Here is a 22,938-nt window from a genome sequence, read left to right as displayed (position 1 = left end):
TACCTCCTTTACAAGTAATCGATATTTGGGATAGATGGCTGCTTTTCTGGGAAAAGAAGAGTCCGCCAATGAGCGAGCGTTGGATTTGCTGCAAGCTCAACGAAATTGACTGCCGCTCCTTGCTGCCTCCACTTTTCCGCTAGGCTCATCATTCTAATAGAATCAAGCCCAAGGTAGACGAGATTCTCATCAAGTGGTATTTCATTTGGCTCGATTTGGAGATACTCAGCTACTTGGTGAATGATGGACTCAAAGGATAAATCATCACTGTTTGCTTCTTGTCCTGTCAAACGACTGATGATTTGGTTTGTCGTTGTGGTGACTGCACATCGTTCAGCTGCATAGGTCATGGCCATTTTGTGATGTTTCAGTGAAAAGTCAGCGACGGCATCGGCGACAAAAAAGGTTTCAATATCGAGCATGAATGCTTCTGCGGCTGTCAGCATACAGCCAATATGTGCATATACGCCAGTAATGATCAGTTGATCACGCCCGCCTTCTTGAAGGATATCCAAAAAATTAGATTTCTTGAATGCGCTATAACGCCATTTTGTCAGCATTGTATCTGCTTCAGATGGAGCAAGCTGATCAATGATTTTTGTCAATGCTTCATCATCACCGAGTCCAGGTCCCCAAAAATCTGTTAATAAGGCACGATCCTTCGGGTCTTGGTTACCAGGCTGAGCTGTGTAGACGACTGGAATGCCAAGTTCATAGCATGTATTACGTAATTGTTCAATATGCTGAACTAACTCTGTGATCGGTGATGTATCTTGTTGAAATGCATTTAAAAAATATTGCTGCATGTCATGTATCAGCAGAACAGCACGTTTCGGATCAGGTATCCAGTTCACTTTATTTTCGGGTAAATCTTGTGTGCTTGGCATTGGATATGCAGGAATAGCAGGGATTGCCATGATTTTCACTCCTCATTTTTATACGTTGGCAGTATGGGTTGCAGCTAATTCTCTTAATGCTTTTTTACTGACTTTGCCTACACCTGTTTGTGGGAACGCATCGATCCATTCAATGCGGTCAGGAATTTTATAGGCTGCGAGCCCGCGTTCTCTTAGAAATGATTTTAAGACGTGCGGTGCTGGTTTGTTGTTTCCTTTCGCAATGACAAAGGCACATGAGCGTTCGCCAAGAAATGGATCTGGCATAGACACCATGGCGGCATCATGAATGTCAGGATGGGCAAGTAAATGGTTCTCAACTTCTTCTGCGGCAACCTTTTCGCCGCCACGATTGATTTGATCCTTGTCTCTGCCTTCTACAACAACATTTCCTTCTTTGGTTAATCGCACGATGTCACCTGTTCTGTAAAAACCATCGGGTGTAAATGCTTTTTTGTTTTGTTCATCGGCTTTATAGTAGCCGCGAATCGTATAAGGCCCTCTTGTTAAAAGATGTCCAGCCACTTCATGCGGGACGGGCTTGTCCTCATCATCTACCACTAGTACCTCATCATATTCAGACATCGGGCGTCCTTGTGTATGAATTACGATATGTTCAGGATCATCTAATCTGGTATAGTTGACCAGACCTTCTGCCATGCCAAAAACTTGCTGTAACTTACATCCAAGGGCAGGCTTTACTCGTTTTGCTGCCTCAGCACTGAATTTAGCACCACCGACTTGTAAGACTTCAAGACTCGATAAGTCATCTGATCGATGAGGAGCGGCCTCTAGCCAAATCAATGCGATAGGTGGAACGACAGCGGTAATGGTCGCCCGTTCTTTTTCAATGAGTGGAAAGACGACATCAGGGCTTGATCCAGGTGCAAGAACGACTCTTCCGCCTGCGTATAACGTTCCAAGGACGCCAGGCGAGCTTAATGGATAGTTGTGCGCAACTGGAAGTGCAGCTAGATACACACTTTCTTGTGTGAGCTCGCACACCTCATTGCTTTTCCAAAGACTATAAATATAGTCATCATGCGTGCGAGGAATGAGCTTTGAAAGGCCTGTGCTGCCTCCAGATAACTGAAGAAACGCAATATCGCTTGCCTCTACATGAATTTGAGGATCAAGTGCTGGGTCCTTGCGCAGATCATCCAAGCAAAGGAATTCCTCAGCTTCCCCTGCAACAATGACATGAGGTAATGAGGGAAGCTTTTCTTTCACTTGACGTGCGAGTGATCGATAATCAAAGCTGCCATCAATATCTGGTATGACATATGCATCTGCTTCGGCAAACTCAATAAAATAAGTGATTTCACTGCTTCTATGAGATGGCAGAGAGAACACGGGTAAAGCACCGATTCGAAATAAAGCGAAAATGACTTCAAAAAAAGCAGGAATGTTAGGAAGCTGCACGACAACTCGACTTCCTTTTTGAATTCCAAGCTGATGAAAACCGGCAGCAAGACTTCTGACGCGCTGATCAAGTTCTTGATAGCTTATGTGCGTATCAGCGTATGTAATGGCTGTTTTATTTCCTAACGATGCGGCGCGTTCACGAAGCATACCGCCAAAGGTTTCCCCACGCCAACAGCCGTTTTCACGGTAGCGTTTTGCAAATTCTTCTGGCCATGTAGGTGGTTGAACAAACATGTTTTTGTCATCTCCTATTTATTTTTATCACTGATGGATGCCCATCGCGTGAAGCATCGTGTTGAATTTTGCAGATGTTTCAGCTAGCTCTTCTTCTGCCTTTGATCCTTTGACCACTCCTGCACCAGCAAAGAGACGGAGAGAATGACCCTCAGCTTCTGCACAACGAATGGTGACAATCCAATCACCATCACCATTTGTATCTGCCCAACCGATCATTCCTGTGAAAAATCCTCGATCGAAGGGTTCAATCGCTTGAATGGCTTCACGTGCATTTGCTGTAGGTGTGCCGCATACTGCGGGTGTTGGATGAAGGCTAAGTGCTATATCAATTGAGGACACATTGGGATCTGCTAATTCACCTTTTACGACAGTAGATAAGTGCCACATCGTTTCTGTTTGAATGACGGATGGTGATGCAGGCACATCTAGTGTATGACAGTATGGAGTAAGCGCTTTAGTGACAGCTTCAACAACCACTGCGTGCTCGTGTAAATCCTTCGCTGAGGTAAGGAGTTCATCGCGGCGGCGCTGGTCTTCTACTGGATCTGAACTGCGCGGCCGAGAACCAGCGAGTGGATTGGAAATCACAGATGAACCAGTTTTTGAAAGAAGCAGTTCAGGGCTTGCCCCAAGAAGTGTGCGCTTTTGGGAAGATGCCGGGTCAGCTACATTTGCAGCAAACGTATAGCCAGTCGTATTATGACGAGCCAGTCGTTCGAGTATTGTTTTCGTATGAATATCTCGAGTTGCTTTGAGATGGAGAGATCGAGAGAGTACGATTTTGCTAAGCTCTCCGTTCTCAATTTTAGCTAATCCTTCGTTCACACCATTCATGTAGACCTCTGGAGAGGGGACAGGTGTTACCTCATAGGATGGCGATGCCGCTTCTGACTCCTCATCACCTTGTTGAAATTCGAGTGGATCACTAAACTGTACATGGACTGGTACATTTAAACGAACGGGCTGCGCCGGATCAAATGGGACAGCACCAGCCACAATCGGTGTTTGGATACCAGCTTGTTTAGCATCGTCAAATACATGCGCTACCCTTGTGGATAGTTCATTTAGCTGATTGGTTTCAATATGCTGGAAAATCCCTTCGGCAAGTATCGTGCGTTTAGGTGAAGCAAGAAAAAAAGCGCCTGGCTGATAGTCTTGAAGCAACTGTATTTTTTCTTCTGACGACAATAATGAATGTTTCATGAAAAGGCCTCCTTTTAAATGAAATGCTAGATTCCGAGTGTTGCGCCGCCATCAATCGTGAGGTTCTGCATCGTAATATGACTGGATTGCTCAGATGCAAAGAAAATGACTGCATCAGCAATGTTTTGAGGATCAGCGATTTTTTGTAAAGGAATACCGGTTTTATACGTCTCTAATGAGCCTTTAATTACCTGATTTTCTCCTTGTTCATCAGACCATAAAGCCCATTGCATGGGTGTTGCGGTAGAGCCGGGAGAGACGACGTTGCATCTAATGCCATAGGCAGCCAGCTCTAAACCAAGTGTTTTTGTAAAGGAAGTAGCTGCTGCTTTTGAAGCGGCATAGGCAGCCATATTTATTCTAGGAATGGCACCTGCGTTAGAGCTGACAGTCACAATGACCCCTTCTGATCTTTTCTTCATGTATTTGGAGACAGCTTGAGATACGTAAAAGACACCATGTGTGTTGACAGCAAAAGTTTGTTGCCAGTCATCTGCACTAAGCTGGTCAATAGAACTGATTCGAAGAATGCCTGCTACATTGACCAGTAAATAAATGGGGCCAAGCTGCTTTTCAATTTGATCGACAATGTGCTGAACAGAAGCTTGATCGGTGATGTCACCTGGATAAGCAAAGGCACGTATGCCTTCATCCTTCATTTGCTGGACGGTGCTTTGCAGCTGCTCTTCATTTGCGTCAACTGCTGCAATAATCGCACCTTCTTCGGCTAGTCTTTTTGCGATTGCTTGTCCAATACCTTGACCTGCGCCTGTGATCAAGGCAATTTTTTGAGATAGACCATTGTGTTTCATGTGTTCACTGCCTTTCCTTCATGTCTGTGGTTGTGAAAGGATCATTATGATAGAGTGCAAAACGAAAAGCGTAATTCATCAGCACCGGTAAAACGGACGTATGTCCTTCTTCAGGGAATTCGTGATAGGACGTATGCAAGCCATATGCGGATAAAGGCAGCATACGATTTGCTAGTCCATGTGCATGATCATTCATTTGACACGGATGATGTTTTTCTAACTCACCTACACCTACAAGCAGCCTGACATTCATAGACATCTGACGTATATGGCTGGTGAATTGGTGTTCCTTTTCTAGAAATAATTCTTTGTTCCAGTGGATAGAAGGACTGCCCGCAATATATGTCTGATAAGCATCAGGGTGCTCAAATAGTGTGTGTAATACAAAAAGACCGCCAAGAGAGTGTCCAAACAGTGTTTGACGACTCTGGTTGATCGGAAAGCGCTGCTCGATATAAGGCTTTACAATCTTTTCTAAAAAAGAAAAGAACGCAGAGGCCCCGCCATATGTATGGTTGGAGAAGTCCTTTCTTTTGCCGCCAATGGAAGCGTCAGGGCCGGTAAGAGTGAGATCATAATGCCTGAGCGGATGATAGGGAGCTTCTGTCTGATAGCCAATTCCAACAATGATGGCAGGTACGACACCCGTTTTTTCAGGTCTTCTTGACTGTAAACGAAGTGCTTCGACCATTGTGCCAAAAAGTGAATTTCCATCAAGCACGTACATGACTGGAAAACCAGCCGCTGGAGGAGTAGTATTCGGTTTAAATATAAAAAGTCTGTACGGGTGTGCTGTGATATCCAGCTGCTCCGTCCCAGGTATAAAAAAAGGCCGGCTTTCTCCGAAAAGTGAATTCTCAGTACCCATTCCTTCAGGGCGTTTGGACATGTGTAAAAAATCCCCTTCCTCAAATTGACTCTCATACGCTGATAAAAGCAGCTTGCGGATATAGGATGAGTGTAGAGATTGAAGAATGGACCCTTCAAATGAAAATGATTCTCAATTATCACGCAAGCAAATCAAATGATAATGGTTATCAATTATGAAGTCAAATGTTCATTAAGTGGTGTAATTGATCATTTGATCTAAATTTTCGGAAAATAAAGGACTAAATAACTACCAAATGAATGGAAATAGGGAATGCCGGACTGAGTCATTTAAAAAGAGGAGAAATGCCAAAAGACCTTGACCGTCACGGGATATTTACCATTTTCTTCTGTTTGATTCAGGAATATATATAGATTTTTCTTCTTGAAATCATTTCGAGGAAAAATAAGTCTATAGACCTTCTTGTATTTTTAGGAAAAAAGAGGAGAATTTTTCGGAAAGCTGGTGAGCATATCTCACAACTTATTCAATCTCAAGCGTAATTTCATATACAATTTTCTAAGGAAGACAAGATCGAAGGGAATGTAGGGCAGAATGAAAACTCCATTAGGAAAGCTAAGGCTAAAACTGCTTGAACATCAGCTCAAACTGAAAAATACGTTTACAGTGGAAGAATATCAAGAAATGAAGCAATCATTACATGAAATACGGATGACATTTGCGGCCTATGAACAATGGGATTTATACCAGCGAGCCACCGATATGATCACCATCCTCCTCTTTCAACACGCCCTCAAGCAAAACCACCATTAACACCTTCACTTTTTATGAGCAGCGTATTTCTTATGGAAGCACGGTGCTGTTTTTAAGTTGGCCAAATATCATATAGCATCAAAAATGCGGCAATTAAAAAAGTAAGGGATGTCCCCTTACTTTTTTTCTGCAAACACCATTCAATTAGAATCCATCTGTGACATCATATTCGTAACGAATATCGGCTTTGACATTGCTCATAGTAGATCTCGCAGTAGCCTTTGCGTTGTACTTAAAGCTCCATTTTTGAGCCACTTTTAATTCATCTTCCAGTGAAATACGATAGGACCCACTTGTTGCAGATGAAACAAGTGATGTGTACCAAATATTACTTTCACTAGCCATCAGTTTGTGTGTGACATTTCCTTGGTTAGGCGATTGGGTACTAGTCGTTGAAATCGATTTAACGATAGCACGTTTAGGAACTGTGGAATTATTAGTTAAATCCATTGTAATGACTGAAGAATCAACTCCTAAAAAATTTAAAGAAGAATTCCCCAAGTTAGTAGCAGTCCCCGTAAAATTGAATGTCCCATTTCCAGATTTGATACGATCTTGGATGGAGACAGTAAAATACATATTTCCCGTATATGTACCACGGGTCACTTTCACAAAATAAGTTTCTGAAGTTGAAGTAACTTCACCAGTGTTGGCAAAAATAAATGGCGTTATTGAATCAGGATTAATAACTTCGGACCCTGTCCTAGAGTTTTTCGAATTATACACTTCGATTTTCATCCCTGTATATTGCTTATTATACGAACTTCTTACATAAACCCTTTCACCTTTATTGATCGTGAACTGATAATACGCTTCATTTTCACCTTCAGGTAAGATTGTTGTATCTGAACGGCTATTTTTCCAATATCCCATTGAGCTGGCTGTGTTAGGACTGTTATTCCCCGTGATAGCCGCTTCCGCTGAATGAGGTGCAAAAAAACTAGTAACAAGCACGAATGCCAATGCAGGTAATAAAAAACGTTTGAAGATAGTATTTGTCATATTTTAACCCTCCTTGTAATAATTACTATATCGGATCAAAACTAACAAATTTTAACTGAAATGCCGATATATTTAATAATCACTAATTTTTTAAAAAAGGAGAATCAAAATGAATATTAATACGTCATACACGGCAGCTTCAAACAATCAGAACCGAATAGGCTCTAAAGACCAATCAACTATTAAAAGTACAAATGAGGTAATGACCGAATCTGATAGACGGATGAAAATATTAGATGAAAAATACGAAAAAATAAATGAACAAAATAAACGTTTCAATGATCCTCAAGACCATATATATAATAAGTATAGAAACCCTTACTCTTCTTATTTCAGAAGTGATCTAACAAAACCGGAAAGAGAAGCTGCTTACATTATGGAAATGAGTTGGGCAAGGAATAATAAAGGTGGACAATATGACTTTAATGATGCCATCTTCCGTAATGAAAAACGGTACGATCCAACCCAAGAAAGCGTAGAGAAAAAAATATTCAATCGTCAAAAGGTCAACGAACAATTACAAGATTTATTCTCTAAAAACGGGATATCCATTCCTAAAAACACAAATCTCACTTTTACCATTGACCCGAATAATTTCAAATTAGTGGTGGGTGGTTCAAAAGACGAATCGCTGATGAAACAAATAGAAGACTTATTAAATACAACCAACAATACAAGAGAATTATTTTTCCATATTATGAAAAGCAGAAATGATGATTCTACTCAATTCACACCGGATTCTCTGGCCAAGTTCCATCTTGTTAATCAAATCAAAACGGTCACAGGCTACAATTTAAAGGATTTAAGCATTGTAAATGGTCAATTTGTAACGGATAACGGAACGAATATTTTTGATCTATACAAAGAAGAACTTCTTAAAAATCCATACACAGCAGAAAATGCGCGCATTGCCGCTTCACATTACGGAGCACAGCTATTCGATCTAGCGAAAAACGGGTTTGATTCCATTCCAGATTTGGTTTTATCTATTGGTTATCAAAACGGTTCCTTATATGACATTGGACAAAAGGTGAATTACGGAGTATCAAAGTGAAGATAAATACATCGAATACGACAGCTGTTCTAAATAAGCAGAACCTTCCGGACTTCAATAGCCATCCAGCTATTAAAAGTACAAATGAGGTGATGACCGAAGCTGATAGACGAATGAAAATACTAGATGAAAAATATCAAAAAATAAATGAACAAAATAAACGATTCAAAGATCCTCATGGTCATATATTTGATAAGTATCGAAATCCAAACTCCCCTTATTTCAGAAATGATTTAACCAAACCGGAAAGAGAGGCGGCTTACTCTATTGAAATTGGATGGGCTACTAGTGGAACAGGAGGGCATTATAATTCTAATGATGCCGCATTCCGTAATGAAAAACGGTATGACCCTACCCAAGAAAGTGTAGAAAAGAAAATACTCAATCGTCAAAAGGTCAACGAACAATTACAAGATTTATTCTCTAAAAACGGGATATCCATTCCTAAAAATACAAATCTAACTTTTACCATTGACCCGAACAATTTTAAATTAGTGGTGAGTGGATCAACAGACGAATCGCTGATGAAACAAATAGAAGACTTATTAAATACAACCAACAATACAAGAGAATTATTTTTCCATATCATGAAAAGCAGAAATGATGATTCTACTCAATTCACACCGGATTCTCTGGCCAAGTTCCATCTTGTCAATCAAATCAAAACGGTGACAGGCTACAATTTAAAGGATTTAAGCATTGTAAATGGTCAATTTGTAACGGATAACGGAACGAATATTTTTGATCTATACAAAGAAGAACTCCTGAAAAATCCATACACAGCAGAAAATGCACGCATCGCCGCTTCACATTACGGTGCACAGCTATTTGACCTAGCGAAAAACGGGTTTGATTCCATTCAAGATTTGGTGTTATCTATTGGTTATCAAAACGGTTCTTTACAAGACATTGGGCAAAAAGTGAATTATGGGGTTAAGAAAGCGATAGATTAGAAAAACGTATCCGAACATGCCATGTTGGAGTGTCGATTACATGTGTGAACGGCAACAAATCGAAATTCCATTAGCGATAACGAAGGACTCTATAACAATTGATGTTACAGAGTCTTTTCTATTGAAATGCGCTGGTTTGCACAAAATATCAACATGGTAATTTTGACTATAGTCGATGTTTTTCACTTTTTTATTGATGAAAATGTTAAAATGATGAGTAGCGTATTTTTTTATGAAAGGACGGTGCTTGGCATGACGGAACTTCTCGATGACCGGCTGCCGCCGCAAAATATAGAAGCCGAGCAGGCCGTATTAGGTGCTGTTTTTTTAGAACCATCTGCGCTAACGCTCGCTTCTGAGGTATTAATTCCAGAGGATTTCTATAGAATGTCGCATCAAAAGATTTACAATGCGATGCTTGTACTTGGCGATAGAGGAGAACCGGTCGATCTTGTCACGGTGACATCTGAGCTTGCCAATACAGATTTACTAGAAGAGGTAGGCGGGATTTCGTATTTAACCGATATTGCGAACTCTGTCCCAACTGCCGCAAACATTGAATACTATGCAAAAATTGTAGAAGAGAAATCCATTTTAAGACGTCTGATCCGTACGGCGACAACCATTGCACAAGATGGATACACGCGTGAGGATGAAGTAGAGGACCTGCTGAGCGATGCTGAAAAGACCATTATGGAAGTGGCGCAGCGTAAAAACTCAGGAGCCTTTCAAAACATTAAGGACGTTCTTGTTCAAACATACGATAATATTGAACAGCTTCATAACCGTAAAGGCGATATCACAGGGATTCCAACAGGTTTCTCTGAGCTTGACCGGATGACAGCTGGATTCCAGCGAAATGATTTAATCATTGTAGCGGCTCGTCCATCAGTAGGGAAAACCGCCTTCGCATTGAACATTGCCCAAAATGTTGCGACCAAAACGGACGAAAGTGTTGCTATCTTTAGTTTAGAGATGGGTGCTGAGCAGCTCGTTATGCGTATGCTTTGTGCAGAGGGGAATATCAATGCACAAAACCTAAGAACCGGTAATCTGACAGAAGAGGACTGGGGCAAGCTGACAATGGCGATGGGCTCGCTGTCAAACAGCGGAATTTTCATTGACGATACACCTGGAATCAGAGTAAGTGAAATTCGCTCGAAATGCCGCCGATTGAAGCAAGAAAATGGTCTTGGCATGATCCTGATTGACTACTTGCAGCTCATTCAAGGAAGCGGGCGATCAAGCGATAACCGTCAGCAAGAGGTTTCTGAAATCTCTAGGGCACTAAAATCGCTGGCAAGGGAGCTTGAAGTTCCGGTTATTGCTTTGTCTCAGCTTTCACGTGGGGTAGAGCAGCGTCAGGACAAACGTCCGATGATGTCTGACATTCGTGAATCAGGAAGTATCGAGCAGGATGCCGATATCGTGGCATTCCTTTATCGTGATGATTACTATGACAAAGAATCAGAGAATAAGAACATTATCGAAATCATTATTGCCAAACAGCGTAACGGTCCAGTTGGTACAGTATCACTGGCGTTCGTCAAAGAATATAACAAATTCGTCAATCTGGAAAGAAGATTTGACGATGCGGGTGTTCCGCCCGGTGCTTAAAGCCCAGCTCAAGAAGCTGGGCTTTTTTGATTGATCTACATCGAAAGAATGATTGAAAAACCAATCAAAATGAGGAGGAGGGAGAAAAAGAGAGAGCGTATACTAAAAGGAGAAAAGGAGTGAAGACTGATGAAATTTCAACAGTTTGAAGCCGCTCAATTACGTATCGCACGCCCAACCGTCAACATGAAAGAGGTTGTTTCTTTTTATGAAGAAGGCTTAGGGCTCAAACGAATAGGCTCATTTGATCAGCATGAAGGGTACGATGGTGTGATGCTCGGGCTGCCTCACCAGCATGTTCATTTAGAAATCACCAAACATGAAGAAGAAGACAGCCTGCCCGTCCCGCATCCAGAACAGCTGCTTGTTTTCTATATTCCAGATGCAGAAGAATTTCAGCAAATGAAAGAGAGATTGCTCTCATTTGGCGGACGGCATGTCACCTCAACGAATCCATACTGGGACCGGGGAGGAGCAACCATTGAAGACCCAGATGGGTATCGAGTTGTGCTGATGAACACAGATGGTATTACACCCGTTTAAATAAGACGCCCATGGTTGGGGGTCTTTTTTATGTTGATGAACAGCTGGAAACAATAAAAAGTTGTTTTTGCTCAAAATCTCCATTTTTAAGCACTGGAAAAGTGATTAAAGCGCTTTTCTTTATATTTAAAACGAACAAAATTTGATTTCGAGATATTAATGTTCGGATTTCACGTTGACTTTTTCGGTGTGCATTGATAAAATAAATGTGTTTGAAAGAGATAACGTTTTGAAAGGTTAACGGAGGTGCACGATATGTCTTCAGTAGTCGTAGTAGGTACGCAGTGGGGTGACGAAGGGAAAGGGAAAATTACCGATTTCCTTTCAGAAAATGCAGAGGTGATTGCCCGTTATCAAGGGGGAAACAATGCAGGTCACACGATCAAATTTGATGGAGTGACATACAAGCTACACCTCATTCCATCCGGTATTTTTTATAAAGAGAAAACTTGTGTCATCGGTAATGGAATGGTGGTTGATCCTAAAGCGTTGGTCACTGAGCTTGCGTATCTTCACGAACGGAATGTGAGTACAGATAACCTCAGAATCAGCAATAGAGCCCATGTTATTCTGCCTTACCATTTAAAATTGGACGAGGTAGAAGAGGAGCGGAAAGGGGCTAACAAGATCGGTACGACGAAAAAAGGAATTGGACCAGCTTATATGGATAAAGCTGCCCGCGTCGGTATCCGCGTCGCAGATCTATTAGATCGTGAAGTATTTGAAGAGAAGCTTGCACGCAATCTAGAAGAGAAAAATCGTCTTTTAGAGAAAATGTACGACACAGAAGGCTTCAAGATTGAAGATATTTTAGACGAGTATTATGAATATGGCCAGCAAGTGAAAAAATATGTCGTAGACACATCTGTTGTCCTGAATGATGCACTAGATGAAGGCCGCCGCGTGCTATTTGAAGGAGCACAAGGGGTCATGCTTGATATCGATCAAGGGACATACCCATTTGTGACGTCATCTAACCCGGTAGCTGGAGGCGTGACGATTGGTTCTGGCGTAGGACCAACGAAAATTCAACATGTAGTCGGCGTGTCAAAAGCGTACACAACACGTGTTGGAGATGGCCCATTCCCAACAGAACTCCACGATGAAATTGGCGATCAAATTCGTGAGGTTGGCCGTGAATACGGTACGACAACTGGACGCCCGCGCCGTGTCGGCTGGTTTGACAGCGTTGTTGTCCGTCATGCACGCCGTGTGAGCGGAATTACAGATTTATCTCTTAACTCAATTGATGTCCTGACAGGGATTGAAACATTGAAAATCTGTGTCGCTTATAAATTGAATGGAGAAATCACTGAGGAATTCCCAGCAAGCCTAAATGAATTAGCGAAATGTGAGCCTGTCTACGAAGAAATGCCAGGGTGGACAGAGGATATTACAGGCGTGAAGAACTTAAGTGAGCTGCCTGCAAATGCCCGCCATTATTTAGAACGCATTTCACAATTAACAGGTATTCCACTTTCCATTTTCTCAGTCGGACCAGATCGTTCACAAACGAACGTTGTCCGCAGCGTGTACCGTCCATAAGAATAGATTGATGAAGCACCAGTAAAATCTCGCATTTTACTGGTGTTTTTTTGTTTAAATATTTCTTAATTTCAGTAGAGCGGGCTTCCGGTCATTACCAAAATATGATAACTGTATAGAAGGGGAGGAGCGTTCTAGTGAAAGAAAGAATACGATTATTAGATATTTTACGAGGTTTTGCCATACTAGGCACCTTGGGGACGAACGTCTGGTTTTTTGCGTATGCAGGGGATACTTTTGCGACAGATCAGATTGCGGATGAATATGAAAATGGCAGTTTTCTAGAAAGTCTTGTCTCCATGTTCGTTTATGGAAAAATGCTCTCGCTGCTCACGATCATGTTTGGTGTTGGATTGGAGCTGAAATACCAGCAGGCAAAAAGGAAGGACACGCCTTGGCCGGGTACTTATTTATGGATTCTTTTATTTTTATTTATCGAAGGCTTTGTCCATTTTACGCTTGTGATGGAATATGATGTGCTCATGAGCTATGCCGTTACGGGGCTGCTTGTGGCTTACATTGTACGGGGAGGAAGCAGGCGCATCAAAAAGGGCATGGTGTTCTCAGGTGTGATTCATCTGCTCATGATGTCATGTCTGATGCTGTACTCCCTCTCTGAAATGGAGTCAGCGACCGATGATCAAAGCGGTGAACCAGCGCTGGAAGAGCAGCTGCCAGAGACATGGATCTCGCAGGTTCAAGAACGGTTACAATACTTCTTCATGTACCGAGAAGAAGCGGTCTTTATTATGCCAATGAACACATTTCTGTTTTTGTTAGGTGTGCGGATGATGAGAGCCGGTGTATTTTATGCAAATGAACGCGGACAATCTCTCCGGAAAATATTGTTCCGAATCGGACTGTGGATTGGTCTGCCGCTGAATGCACTAGTTTTCGTACCGAACGATTTAGTGGAATTTGTGGTGCGCTACGCCTTTTCACCATTCCTCTCTATTTTCTATATAGCTGTCATTGCGAAACTCCTCGCACGCACGGAGTCATGGTTCATGTGGACTTGGTTTGAATATGTAGGGAAAATGGCGCTTAGCTGCTACATCCTGCAAAATATCATCTGCTCCATTCTTTTTTATAGCTGGGGATTGGGTCTTGGCGGTCAAATCAATGCGCCTCTTATTGTATTGGCATGGCTGTTGATTTCACTTCTGCAAATCGCGATTTCAGCAGTTTGCCTAAAGGTTTGGAGAATTGGACCAATGGAATATATCCGTTCACGGGCGCTTCGCAGGGTGACGATGAAACAAGCATCATAAAGGGGAGAGCACAATGTTTTTTAAAAAAATGACGAAAAGAGAACAAGCGAATGCACATAAAGCTGCTGTGCCGGCATTTGTCTTTTATCTTCTGGCATTAGGAGGACATGCGCTGTACGCGTTTTTTCAAGGTGACAGACCTCCGGTTACTTTTGTCATTTTAATGGCGGGACTCCTTGTTTTTTTCTCCGCAGACTGGCTATATAATAAAAGGCGTTCATAAAAAAAGCCCTCATCACGAGGGCTTTTTTCTTACTTCAGGCTTTTATATTGGCCTTTTAAATTTTTGCGGATGTACTGAATGATTTTGCGTAGTTCGTTGGCATGCGGTCTGCCAAACGGACTTGTTTGTCTTTGCTGATAGAGTACTTGTCCTTTTTCATTTAATAAGAAATAGGCGGGTTCACCGTGCACCCCGTGGTCTTCATATGGGGCATCTTCCCCGTGATAGTGGACTTCATATGCTTTTAATGACGTGAGGTCATGGTCATACATGATCGGGAAGGACAGTCCCTCTTTATCCGCAAATGCCTTCAAGTCATCAGGGTTATCCGTTGAAATCGCCATCAAGTGAATGTCCTTGTCCTGAAAATATGACTGCTGCTGTTCGAGCTCTTTTAATTCTTCGACACATACCGGGCACCAAGATCCTCTAAAGAAAACGATCAGGTGCCAGCTTTGATGCTCCTCTAAATGTTTGTCGAAATCAATGTGATCGCCCTGTATTGTTGGAAGTGAAAAGTTGGGCATTTTATCTCCTAATTTGAATGAACTCATACTGCTTCCTCCTTTTTCAATGACAATGTCACTTATTTCATGTATAGCCATTTTTGAGCGGCCTGAAACGTGCCTATGTGTTTGAGTAGGAAGAGGTCACCCGAAAAGGCGTATCTAATGAAGGCGGTTGCAGAAGCGGGGGCTTTGATAGGAGATATTTAAATCCGACACTTTTTTTAAAAAAATGTCGAAAAACGTATTGCCATATGTAATTACTCTATGATATTATAAATCTCGTTGTTGCAAAGGTCTCTGAAACTTGTTAGGATGCGATGTTCCAGCTTTTTTAAAGCGATTGGTTTGGCGCAATACAGCTTCTTCAGATTCACTTTTCACAAACCGAGAGCCATTAGCTCAGTTGGTAGAGCATCTGACTTTTAATCAGAGGGTCGAAGGTTCGAGTCCTTCATGGCTCACCATGTATTGGCCCGTTGGTCAAGCGGTTAAGACACCGCCCTTTCACGGCGGTAACACGGGTTCGAATCCCGTACGGGTCATTGATTTACTTTAGCGTTAAGCTAATTTTTTCCTCACTTGCTTGAAGGAGCACCACGATTGCTTTTTCGGGCAAGTTACTGAGGTCCGGTAGTTCAGTTGGTTAGAATGCCTGCCTGTCACGCAGGAGGTCGCGGGTTCGAGTCCCGTCCGGACCGCCATTTATACATATTCATCTTTTTGATGATGGCTCGGTAGCTCAGTTGGTAGAGCAACGGACTGAAAATCCGTGTGTCGGCGGTTCGATTCCGTCCCGAGCCACTTCCAAACGCATCTGCAATCGCAGGTGCGTTTTTATTATGAAAAGAAGGCATAAAAAGGGAGAAGCCGGACCTAGGTAGGGCCCGGCTCCATAAGAAGAAGACGTTACATCTATATAGACGGCTGGTGATTGGAAAAGTTTCAATAAAAAAGGAAAAAGTCATCAATTTTTTCGGGCGGCGCCTTCCTATCCAACGTTTACTAGAAAAGAAAGCCGTTATTATTTTTATCTTTGCCCCGTAAAACGTTATAATAGACAGTGAGCCTTTTTTTCATAAACGGAAAAGGCGTAATGATACATGCAAAATGGAATGACATAGATGCTAAAAATGCAGGAGGAAATCACAATGGAAAAAAAGATTCTTGTCGTAGATGATGAAAAACCGATTGCTGATATATTGGAATTTAATTTAAGGAAAGAGGGCTATGAGGTTCATTGTGCATATGATGGAAACGAGGCCCTTGAAATGGTAGAAGAAATCAAGCCGGACATTATTCTGCTCGACATTATGCTGCCGAATAAAGATGGTGTTGAAGTATGCCGTGAAGTGAGAAAGAAATATGACATGCCGATTATCATGCTGACAGCAAAAGACTCTGAAATTGATAAAGTCATCGGCCTTGAGCTTGGCGCAGATGATTATGTGACAAAGCCTTTCAGCACACGTGAGCTGCTTGCCCGCGTGAAAGCGAATTTGAGAAGACAAACCGCTGCTCCGCAGACGGAGGAAGAATCTGAATCAAATGATATTGAGGTTGGATCACTTGTTATTTATCCAGATGCGTATGTGGTATCTAAGCGCGAGGAAACGATAGAATTAACGCACCGTGAGTTCGAACTGCTTCATTACTTAGCGAAACATATCGGACAAGTCATGACACGTGAGCACTTGCTGCAAACGGTATGGGGCTACGATTACTTCGGGGATGTCCGTACAGTAGACGTCACAGTCCGCCGTCTTCGTGAGAAGATTGAAGACAACCCTAGCCACCCGAGCTGGATCGTGACAAGACGAGGCGTCGGCTACTATTTAAGAAACCCAGAACAGGACTAAGATTCTTATGAGTAAAGTAGGTTTTTTTCGCTCGATTCACTTCAAATTGACCTTGATTTACGTGCTGCTGATCATCGTTGCCATGCAGATCATTGGCGTGTACTTTGTGAAGCAGCTAGAGCAGTCCTTAATTAATTCATATGATAATTCCTTGAATCAGCGAATCTACTCGTTATCGTATTACTTAGAACAAGATTCATCGAAAAGCAAGGCAGAATTAAAAGAGGATGCTCAAAAGATATTAAACGATTTTAACAACAAAGATGAGTCTAATGAAATCTCTGAAGTCAGCTATATTGACGAAAGCAGAGAGGTCATTGCCTCTGTCAATAACGGCAGTCAAGAGATTGCCGGCAAGAAAATCACTGATCAAATCATTAGCCGTATTTTCGCGGTTGGCAAAGACTATGAGAAAAAATTCTATGACCCTGAGTCAAATAAAAGGGTGCGTATTTCTGCGACAGCCGTAAAAAATGAGAACCAAGAGACCGTTGGTGTGATATATGTTGTGTCTTCAATGGAAAGTGTGTTTAACCAAATGCGAACCATTAACACCATTTTAGCGACTGGGACACTGATTGCACTTGGGACGACTGCTCTACTTGGTATCTTCATCTTTAGAACGATCACTCATCCTATTTCAGATATGAGAAAGCAGGCGATCGAGCTTGCCAAAGGGAACTTCTCCAGAAAGGTCCGGAAGTATGGGCATGACGAGATTGGCCAGCTTGCGACAACCTTTAATCATCTGACGAGAGAGCTGGAGGAAGCTCAGCTGATGACGGAGGGTGAGCGGAAAAAGCTTTCTTCTGTTATTGCCTATATGACGGACGGTGTCATCGCAACGAATCAAAACGGTGCAATCATTCTATTAAACAGCCCTGCATTAGAGCTGTTAAATGTTTCACGTGAAACAGCACTAGAGATGCCGATCACGTCTTTACTTGGCTTAGAGGAAACTCATACATTTGAAGATTTAGTCGAAAATCAAGATTCCATGCTGATCGAAATTGAGCGCGAAGATCAGCTGTCTGTATTGCGTGTTAATTTCTCCGTCATTCAGAAAGAGCATGGGAAAATTGATGGCTTAATTGCGGTCATTTATGACGTCACAGAGCAGGAGAAAATTGATGCGGAACGCCGTGAATTCGTCGCGAACGTATCGCATGAGCTGCGCACACCGCTGACGACGATGCGAAGCTACCTTGAGGCGCTGGCTGAAGGTGCGATTGGTGATAAAGAGCTTGCGCCAAGATTCCTCAGTGTCACGCAAAATGAAACGGAGCGCATGATCCGGCTTGTCAATGACCTGCTGCAGCTGTCTAAGTTCGACAGCAAGGATTATCAATTCAACCGTGAGTGGACGAACTTTATCAGGTTTATCTCGCTCGTCATTGATCGTTTTGAAATGACGAAGGAGCAGCATGTCGATTTTATCCGCAACCTGCCGCAGCGTGAAGTATATGTGGAAATCGATCAAGATAAAATTACACAGGTGCTCGATAATATCATTTCTAATGCCATGAAATACTCACCAGAGGGTGGACACATCACGTTTACCGTCGATTTGGATGAAGAGAAAGGCCTTGTGTTATTCAGCGTGAAAGATGAAGGAATCGGTATTCCGAAAAAGGATATGGATAAAATCTTTGAACGTTTTTATCGGGTAGATAAAGCAAGAACAAGAAAGCTTGGCGGAACCGGCCTGGGTCTTGCGATTGCAAAAGAAATGGTTCAAGCTCATGGCGGAGATATTTGGGCTGAAAGCATTGAAGGAAAAGGGACAACGGTGACCTTTACCCTTCCGTACAATGAAGAACAAGAGGATGATTGGGATGAAGCGTGAGACCTTTAAAACCATAATATTGACAATCCTAATTGCGATCAGTCTTGTATTTACGTGGAATATCTGGATGTTCCAGCCCGTCATGCAGGATCAGGCAGATACCGGCACAAAGGTCGTGGAAACGAAGAAGATTTCAAGCGACGAGCCTAAAAGTCTCATTGATGTCGTGAAGCCGCGCGAGATGTTCATCCATTCAAATGGGGAGCATTTTAAAGTGGATCAAAAGGAACTCTTTCAAAACTTTTGGAATGATGTGAGCCTTTGGGATGTCAAAGAGATTAATGATGTGTCAGATCAATATTCCGAGCAGAAATTTAAGAATTTCTTCTATGGACGCGAAGGACAAGGGAAGACATTGGATCTTGTGTTCAATGATCCGATTCCGATTGATATTTTTCAAGCGCTCTTTAAATGGCCGAACAAGTCCATTGAATACAACTCGTTTGATCGGATGATCGTGCCGTTCGCCCAGCAGGATAAGGCGAATAAAAAAGTATATTTGGTCTCATACAGCAAGGAGACGGTGCTTGAGCTGACAATTGAGTCCGCCAATTACCGTAATCTAATGAACAGTATCGCAGCCGCTCAAAACAAGATGCCGCGCTATGATCTTTATACATTCTCGACGAATTCTAAACGAGATTTCCTTCTTCCGAGAAAGCAAAAGCAGCTTGAAGCGAAGATGTTCTTTATCGAAACGATTAAAACAAACAAATTCAAAGATGCTTTGTTTACGGACCCAAGCCTTGTCGGTGAGGAATCTAATTTAAACCGGACGGTGTACACAGATGGCACAAGCCGCCTTGAAGCCAATCAAAAAGACCACCGCATTCAATATCAGCACCGCAATATCAATTCCAGCACTGTTTTCCAAACGGGGGATTTGATTAAGCGAAGTGTGAAATATTTCAATGATACGGGAAGCTTTACTGATGACTATCAATATTTTGGCATTAACAGCAACCAGCAGCTGTCCTTTAATATGTTTATGGACGGTCTGCCGATCGTCAACAGTACAAAGCATCCATTTGGGATGACCTCCCTTGAAGTCCAATGGGCGAATGAGGACATTTTGAATTACAAGCGTCCAAACTATATTCTTGGCAATAAAGCGAGTCAAAGTGAACAAGTCAAGCTGATGAACGGGACAGAGCTGAAGGACTTGATCATTAAGCAGACGAAATATGATGATCTGGAGAAAATTGAACAGATTTTCCCTGCATATCAAGCTGTTTCAACTGCATCAGATCAAGATCAAGCGATGTTTGTCTGGCTGGAGCCTGTATGGTGTATGAAGTATAACGGCAAAACCGTGATTCTATCGAATGATCTTTTGACAGAGGGGAGCGAGAATCATGGAGTGGAATAAGACCAAAACGATCTTTATCCTAGCCTTTCTCGTTCTCGATATCTTTCTAGGTTTTCAATACTTTGAAAAACGGTCAACCGATCATTTTGCGATTATCGAAAAAACGGATACGCTGGAAGAAATGAAGGCAGACGGGATTAAATATGGCAATCTATCAGATGAAGCGAAGATTGGATACCGCATTACAGCTGAAAAGAAGCAATATACGAAAAAGGATGTCGACGGATTAGCTGATCAAAAGGCGAAAAGCACATTCCCGAAATCAGACAAAGATGATCCTGTCACGCTGCTTGAAATGACCTTCAACAAACCAGTTGCCTTGCCGAAAAAGGATATCAAAACAGCGGCGACGAACCTTGTGAACCAGCGATTGCTGGATGGGAAGAATTATAAGCTGTGGAATATAGACGAAGAGACAGGGAAAATCGTCTTTTTCCAAACGTATAAAGGGAAATACATTTTCCAAGAAGGCCTTGATGACACCGAAACCATCGGGAAAATCACCTTAGATATCAACGATCAAAACGAAGTCGTCTCATATCAGCAGTCAATGGTGACGTCTATTAATGAAGTGAGAAAAGAAACCCTTGTCCCAGCACTTGAAACCGTGAAGGACTTATATACGCAAAATATGCTGAGCCAAAACACGACCGTGAAAAAGGTAGAGCTTGGTTATTATACGCAATACCCGGGGGCAAGCACGCAAGTCATGGTTCCTGTATGGCGTGTGGAGCTTGAAGGCGTATCAGCAGGTTCAAAGAAAAAGACAGAGGAAGAATATTTGATCAATGCCATCGATGGCTCAACACTTGATCATATAGAGAAAGATGACAAATCTTCAATGGAGTGAGAGAACATGAGCTTGCAGTTCAGTGTACTAGCGAGCGGAAGTACGGGGAACGCTTTTTATTTAGAAACAGACGAGCATGCCTTTTTGGTCGATGCTGGTTTAAGCGGCAAACAGATGGTCGAGCTGCTTGGCCAAATCGACCGCAAGCCTGAAGACTTGGACGGCATTTTTGTGACACACGAGCACTCCGATCATATTAAAGGGCTTGGTGTCATGGCAAGAAAGTACAAGCTTCCTGTCTATGCAAATGCGAAAACATGGAAGGCGATGGAATCTCATATCGGAAAAATTGATACAGAGCAGAAATTCCATTTTGATATGGAGACTGTTCAATCCTTTGGCGGTCTTGATGTCGAGTCATTTGGCGTCTCACACGATGCGGCAGAGCCTATGTTTTACGTATTCCATTATGGAGGGCGCAAACTTGCGCTTATGACAGATACCGGCTATGTGAGTGACCGCATGAAAGGCATTATTAAGTCAGCCAATACGTTTGTGTTTGAGAGCAATCATGATGTCGGTATGCTGCAAATGGGCCGATACCCATGGAGCATTAAGCGCAGAATTTTAAGCGATGTCGGACATGTATCAAATGAAGATGCTGCTCTTGCAATGACAGATGTCATTGGAGATGCCACCACACGCATTTATTTGGCTCACTTGAGTCAAGACAACAACATGAAGGATTTAGCCCGTATGGCGGTCCAGCAGACGCTTGAAATGAAGGGTTTTGTTGTGGGGGACGGTTTTGATTTATTTGATACGGACCCGAAAAAAGCAACCCCGCTTTGCGCCGTATGATTTTTATAATCGTATGATTAAGATAAGAGCTTCTTACCAACACTATATACATCATCTATTCACTGAAAGGAAGGAAACATAGTGGATTATCGCGATGTAGAGTGGAAGCCGAGACGAAGCAGAAAAGGATATTTTCTTTCTGGTTTGATCGGTGTATTGGTAGGAGCTTTTTTAATGGGATTCTTTTTCCCCTATGTATCTGGACAGAGCGGCAGTCCCTTTGGATGGCAGCAGAACGGTGATGGACAAACATCTCAGGGCCCTTTAAAAACTGTGAATGTGAACGTCAATGATGCTGTCACGAAAGTGGTGTCTAATATGTCAGATACGGTGGTCGGCGTCATTAATATCCAAAAGTCGAGCTTTTGGGAGGAAGGCGGAGAAGCAGGCAGCGGGTCAGGTGTGATCTATAAAAAAAAGGGTGACACGTTTTATATTGTCACAAACCATCACGTCATCAAAGGCGCCAACCAGCTTGAAGTGAGCCTCCATGACGGGACAAGAATTAGTGCCAATCTTGTCGGCAGCGATCAGCTTATGGATTTAGCGGTTCTCACTGTCAAAAGTGATAAAATCAAGAAAACGGCAGCCTTCGGTAACTCAGACCATGTGAAACCGGGTGAGCCAGTCATCGCCATTGGAAATCCATTAGGGCTTGAATTCGCAGGCTCTGTCACACAAGGAGTCATTTCAGGCACAGAGCGAGCGATTCCTGTGGACTCAAATGGAGACGGACAGACGGATTGGAATGCAGAGGTACTGCAAACAGATGCCGCCATCAATCCTGGAAACAGCGGTGGTGCCTTGATCAATATGGACGGAAAGGTGATCGGCATCAACTCAATGAAGATTGCTGAATCAGAGGTAGAAGGAATTGGGCTGTCTATTCCAGCGAATTTGGTTATCCCTGTCATAGAGGATTTAGAGCGCTACGGAGAGGTAAAGCGTCCGTATCTTGGCGTCGGCATGAAATCATTAGCAGATATTGCGAGTTACCACTGGCAGGAAACGTTGAAACTGCCATCTAAGGTTACATCCGGGGTTGTTGTCATGAGTGTTGAGCCGTTATCTCCAGCAGGAAAAGCGGGACTAAAAGAGCTGGATGTCGTGACCTCCTTTGATGGCAAGAGTGTTCAAAATATCGTGGATCTTCGTAAGTACTTATATCAAAGGAAGGTCGGCGACAAGGTAAAGGTGCAATTTTACCGAAGCGGGAAGAAAAAATCAGCAGAGATCAAACTTTCTCAAACCGACCGATATGGCGGCTAACCAGTTCCAACAAGG

At 42.6% G+C, this 22,938-nt stretch carries 21 protein-coding genes and 4 tRNA genes; 18 read left to right on the top strand and 7 right to left on the bottom strand.

Annotated features, from left to right (window positions below; all coding sequences use genetic code 11):
• Positions 1 to 8: 8 nt before the first annotated feature.
• The 5 genes from M1D81_RS19160 to M1D81_RS19140 are packed head-to-tail and all read right to left on the bottom strand — an operon-like array spanning position 9 to position 5,462.
• The gene (locus tag M1D81_RS19160; RefSeq protein WP_456265988.1) at positions 9 to 917 is read right to left on the bottom strand and encodes an isochorismatase family protein; all 909 of its coding nucleotides are present in this window, start codon (positions 915 to 917) and stop codon (positions 9 to 11) included.
• 18 nt (positions 918 to 935) lie between these two features.
• Positions 936 to 2,555 carry a (2,3-dihydroxybenzoyl)adenylate synthase gene (locus tag M1D81_RS19155; protein ID WP_456265989.1) on the bottom strand — a complete coding sequence of 540 codons (1,620 nt, stop codon included), beginning with the start codon at positions 2,553 to 2,555 and terminating at the stop codon, positions 936 to 938.
• A 27-nt stretch (positions 2,556 to 2,582) separates the two neighbouring features.
• Complete coding sequence (dhbC, locus tag M1D81_RS19150) at positions 2,583 to 3,761, bottom strand: isochorismate synthase DhbC (RefSeq protein WP_456265990.1); 1,179 nt, start codon at positions 3,759 to 3,761, stop codon at positions 2,583 to 2,585.
• A 26-nt stretch (positions 3,762 to 3,787) separates the two neighbouring features.
• Positions 3,788 to 4,573, bottom strand: coding sequence for a 2,3-dihydro-2,3-dihydroxybenzoate dehydrogenase (locus M1D81_RS19145; protein WP_456265991.1), 786 nt, complete (start codon positions 4,571 to 4,573; stop codon positions 3,788 to 3,790).
• Positions 4,574 to 4,577: 4 nt separating this feature from the next.
• Entirely contained in the window at positions 4,578 to 5,462 is an 885-nt protein-coding gene (locus tag M1D81_RS19140; protein WP_456265992.1) for an alpha/beta hydrolase, read from the bottom strand.
• Between the two features lie 534 nt (positions 5,463 to 5,996).
• Between M1D81_RS19140 and M1D81_RS19135 the strand changes: the two genes are divergently transcribed.
• Positions 5,997 to 6,215: a hypothetical protein gene (locus M1D81_RS19135; RefSeq protein ID WP_024424038.1), complete on the top strand. Its 219-nt coding sequence runs from the start codon at positions 5,997 to 5,999 to the stop codon at positions 6,213 to 6,215.
• A 144-nt stretch (positions 6,216 to 6,359) separates the two neighbouring features.
• On the opposite strand, the gene M1D81_RS19130 is transcribed toward M1D81_RS19135, so the two are convergent.
• Positions 6,360 to 7,217, bottom strand: a complete 858-nt coding sequence (locus M1D81_RS19130; RefSeq protein WP_206534167.1) for a hypothetical protein — start codon at positions 7,215 to 7,217, stop codon at positions 6,360 to 6,362.
• A 109-nt stretch (positions 7,218 to 7,326) separates the two neighbouring features.
• On the opposite strand from M1D81_RS19130, the gene M1D81_RS19125 reads away from it, so the two are divergent.
• The 7 genes from M1D81_RS19125 (at position 7,327) to M1D81_RS19095 (ending at position 14,423) form a co-directional block, all read left to right on the top strand.
• Positions 7,327 to 8,271 (top strand): DUF4885 family protein, encoded by a 945-nt coding sequence (locus tag M1D81_RS19125; protein ID WP_224427219.1) that lies wholly within the window; start codon positions 7,327 to 7,329, stop codon positions 8,269 to 8,271.
• Complete coding sequence (locus M1D81_RS19120) at positions 8,268 to 9,224, top strand: DUF4885 family protein (RefSeq protein WP_456265993.1); 957 nt, start codon at positions 8,268 to 8,270, stop codon at positions 9,222 to 9,224. Before M1D81_RS19125 ends, M1D81_RS19120 begins: the two co-directional genes overlap by 4 nt.
• A gap of 252 nt (positions 9,225 to 9,476) precedes the next feature.
• Positions 9,477 to 10,841, top strand: a complete 1,365-nt coding sequence (dnaB, locus tag M1D81_RS19115; RefSeq protein ID WP_003214779.1) for a replicative DNA helicase — start codon at positions 9,477 to 9,479, stop codon at positions 10,839 to 10,841.
• Between the two features lie 129 nt (positions 10,842 to 10,970).
• A complete protein-coding gene (locus M1D81_RS19110) occupies positions 10,971 to 11,384 on the top strand; it encodes a VOC family protein (RefSeq protein WP_217008629.1) in 414 nt (137 codons plus the stop codon).
• Positions 11,385 to 11,639: 255 nt separating this feature from the next.
• The gene (locus M1D81_RS19105; RefSeq protein WP_456265994.1) at positions 11,640 to 12,929 is read left to right on the top strand and encodes an adenylosuccinate synthase; all 1,290 of its coding nucleotides are present in this window, start codon (positions 11,640 to 11,642) and stop codon (positions 12,927 to 12,929) included.
• A 137-nt stretch (positions 12,930 to 13,066) separates the two neighbouring features.
• A complete protein-coding gene (locus tag M1D81_RS19100; protein ID WP_456265995.1) occupies positions 13,067 to 14,200 on the top strand; it encodes a DUF418 domain-containing protein in 1,134 nt (377 codons plus the stop codon).
• A 13-nt stretch (positions 14,201 to 14,213) separates the two neighbouring features.
• Positions 14,214 to 14,423: a hypothetical protein gene (locus M1D81_RS19095; protein WP_456265996.1), complete on the top strand. Its 210-nt coding sequence runs from the start codon at positions 14,214 to 14,216 to the stop codon at positions 14,421 to 14,423.
• Between the two features lie 29 nt (positions 14,424 to 14,452).
• Here the strand turns inward: M1D81_RS19095 and M1D81_RS19090 are convergent, their stop codons facing one another.
• Positions 14,453 to 14,977 (bottom strand): peroxiredoxin family protein, encoded by a 525-nt coding sequence (locus M1D81_RS19090; RefSeq protein WP_024424031.1) that lies wholly within the window; start codon positions 14,975 to 14,977, stop codon positions 14,453 to 14,455.
• Positions 14,978 to 15,320: 343 nt separating this feature from the next.
• Between M1D81_RS19090 and M1D81_RS19085 the strand changes: the two genes are divergently transcribed.
• The 10 genes from M1D81_RS19085 (at position 15,321) to M1D81_RS19040 (ending at position 22,923) form a co-directional block, all read left to right on the top strand.
• Positions 15,321 to 15,396 (top strand) — tRNA-Lys (locus M1D81_RS19085).
• 6 nt (positions 15,397 to 15,402) lie between these two features.
• Positions 15,403 to 15,474, top strand: a tRNA-Glu gene (locus M1D81_RS19080).
• 82 nt (positions 15,475 to 15,556) lie between these two features.
• Positions 15,557 to 15,633 (top strand) — tRNA-Asp (locus tag M1D81_RS19075).
• A gap of 27 nt (positions 15,634 to 15,660) precedes the next feature.
• Positions 15,661 to 15,733, top strand: a tRNA-Phe gene (locus M1D81_RS19070).
• Between the two features lie 347 nt (positions 15,734 to 16,080).
• Entirely contained in the window at positions 16,081 to 16,788 is a 708-nt protein-coding gene (yycF, locus tag M1D81_RS19065; protein WP_024424030.1) for a response regulator YycF, read from the top strand.
• A gap of 7 nt (positions 16,789 to 16,795) precedes the next feature.
• On the top strand, positions 16,796 to 18,634 hold the full coding sequence (walK, locus tag M1D81_RS19060) for a cell wall metabolism sensor histidine kinase WalK (protein ID WP_456265997.1): 1,839 nt from the start codon (positions 16,796 to 16,798) through the stop codon (positions 18,632 to 18,634).
• On the top strand, positions 18,624 to 20,003 hold the full coding sequence (gene yycH, locus M1D81_RS19055; RefSeq protein WP_456265998.1) for a two-component system activity regulator YycH: 1,380 nt from the start codon (positions 18,624 to 18,626) through the stop codon (positions 20,001 to 20,003). Before walK ends, yycH begins: the two co-directional genes overlap by 11 nt.
• Positions 19,990 to 20,853 carry a two-component system regulatory protein YycI gene (locus tag M1D81_RS19050; protein ID WP_456265999.1) on the top strand — a complete coding sequence of 288 codons (864 nt, stop codon included), beginning with the start codon at positions 19,990 to 19,992 and terminating at the stop codon, positions 20,851 to 20,853. The genes yycH and M1D81_RS19050 overlap by 14 nt, the downstream gene beginning before the upstream one ends.
• Positions 20,854 to 20,859: 6 nt before the next feature.
• Positions 20,860 to 21,654 (top strand): MBL fold metallo-hydrolase, encoded by a 795-nt coding sequence (locus M1D81_RS19045; protein ID WP_456266000.1) that lies wholly within the window; start codon positions 20,860 to 20,862, stop codon positions 21,652 to 21,654.
• Between the two features lie 78 nt (positions 21,655 to 21,732).
• Complete coding sequence (locus M1D81_RS19040; protein WP_369810488.1) at positions 21,733 to 22,923, top strand: S1C family serine protease; 1,191 nt, start codon at positions 21,733 to 21,735, stop codon at positions 22,921 to 22,923.
• Positions 22,924 to 22,938: the final 15 nt, after the last annotated feature.

This window comes from Bacillus sp. JZ105, from assembly GCF_053903125.1.
This window is presented reverse-complemented; position numbering and strand designations above follow the sequence as displayed.

Bases quoted from the DNA above. Each gene is read 5' to 3' on its own strand.
- M1D81_RS19090 (WP_024424031.1), bottom strand. From the start codon at position 14,977: ATGAGTTCATTCAAATTAGGAGATAAAATGCCCAACTTTTCACTTCCA.
- M1D81_RS19105 (WP_456265994.1), top strand. From the start codon at position 11,640: ATGTCTTCAGTAGTCGTAGTAGGTACGCAGTGGGGTGACGAAGGGAAA.
- M1D81_RS19125 (WP_224427219.1), top strand. From the start codon at position 7,327: ATGAATATTAATACGTCATACACGGCAGCTTCAAACAATCAGAACCGA.
- yycF (WP_024424030.1), top strand. From the start codon at position 16,081: ATGGAAAAAAAGATTCTTGTCGTAGATGATGAAAAACCGATTGCTGAT.
- M1D81_RS19155 (WP_456265989.1), bottom strand. From the start codon at position 2,555: ATGTTTGTTCAACCACCTACATGGCCAGAAGAATTTGCAAAACGCTAC.
- M1D81_RS19110 (WP_217008629.1), top strand. From the start codon at position 10,971: ATGAAATTTCAACAGTTTGAAGCCGCTCAATTACGTATCGCACGCCCA.
- dnaB (WP_003214779.1), top strand. From the start codon at position 9,477: ATGACGGAACTTCTCGATGACCGGCTGCCGCCGCAAAATATAGAAGCC.
- dhbC (WP_456265990.1), bottom strand. From the start codon at position 3,761: ATGAAACATTCATTATTGTCGTCAGAAGAAAAAATACAGTTGCTTCAA.
- M1D81_RS19130 (WP_206534167.1), bottom strand. From the start codon at position 7,217: ATGACAAATACTATCTTCAAACGTTTTTTATTACCTGCATTGGCATTC.
- M1D81_RS19045 (WP_456266000.1), top strand. From the start codon at position 20,860: ATGAGCTTGCAGTTCAGTGTACTAGCGAGCGGAAGTACGGGGAACGCT.
- M1D81_RS19050 (WP_456265999.1), top strand. From the start codon at position 19,990: ATGGAGTGGAATAAGACCAAAACGATCTTTATCCTAGCCTTTCTCGTT.
- M1D81_RS19140 (WP_456265992.1), bottom strand. From the start codon at position 5,462: ATGTCCAAACGCCCTGAAGGAATGGGTACTGAGAATTCACTTTTCGGA.
- yycH (WP_456265998.1), top strand. From the start codon at position 18,624: ATGAAGCGTGAGACCTTTAAAACCATAATATTGACAATCCTAATTGCG.
- M1D81_RS19135 (WP_024424038.1), top strand. From the start codon at position 5,997: ATGAAAACTCCATTAGGAAAGCTAAGGCTAAAACTGCTTGAACATCAG.
- M1D81_RS19095 (WP_456265996.1), top strand. From the start codon at position 14,214: ATGTTTTTTAAAAAAATGACGAAAAGAGAACAAGCGAATGCACATAAA.
- walK (WP_456265997.1), top strand. From the start codon at position 16,796: ATGAGTAAAGTAGGTTTTTTTCGCTCGATTCACTTCAAATTGACCTTG.
- M1D81_RS19160 (WP_456265988.1), bottom strand. From the start codon at position 917: ATGGCAATCCCTGCTATTCCTGCATATCCAATGCCAAGCACACAAGAT.
- M1D81_RS19145 (WP_456265991.1), bottom strand. From the start codon at position 4,573: ATGAAACACAATGGTCTATCTCAAAAAATTGCCTTGATCACAGGCGCA.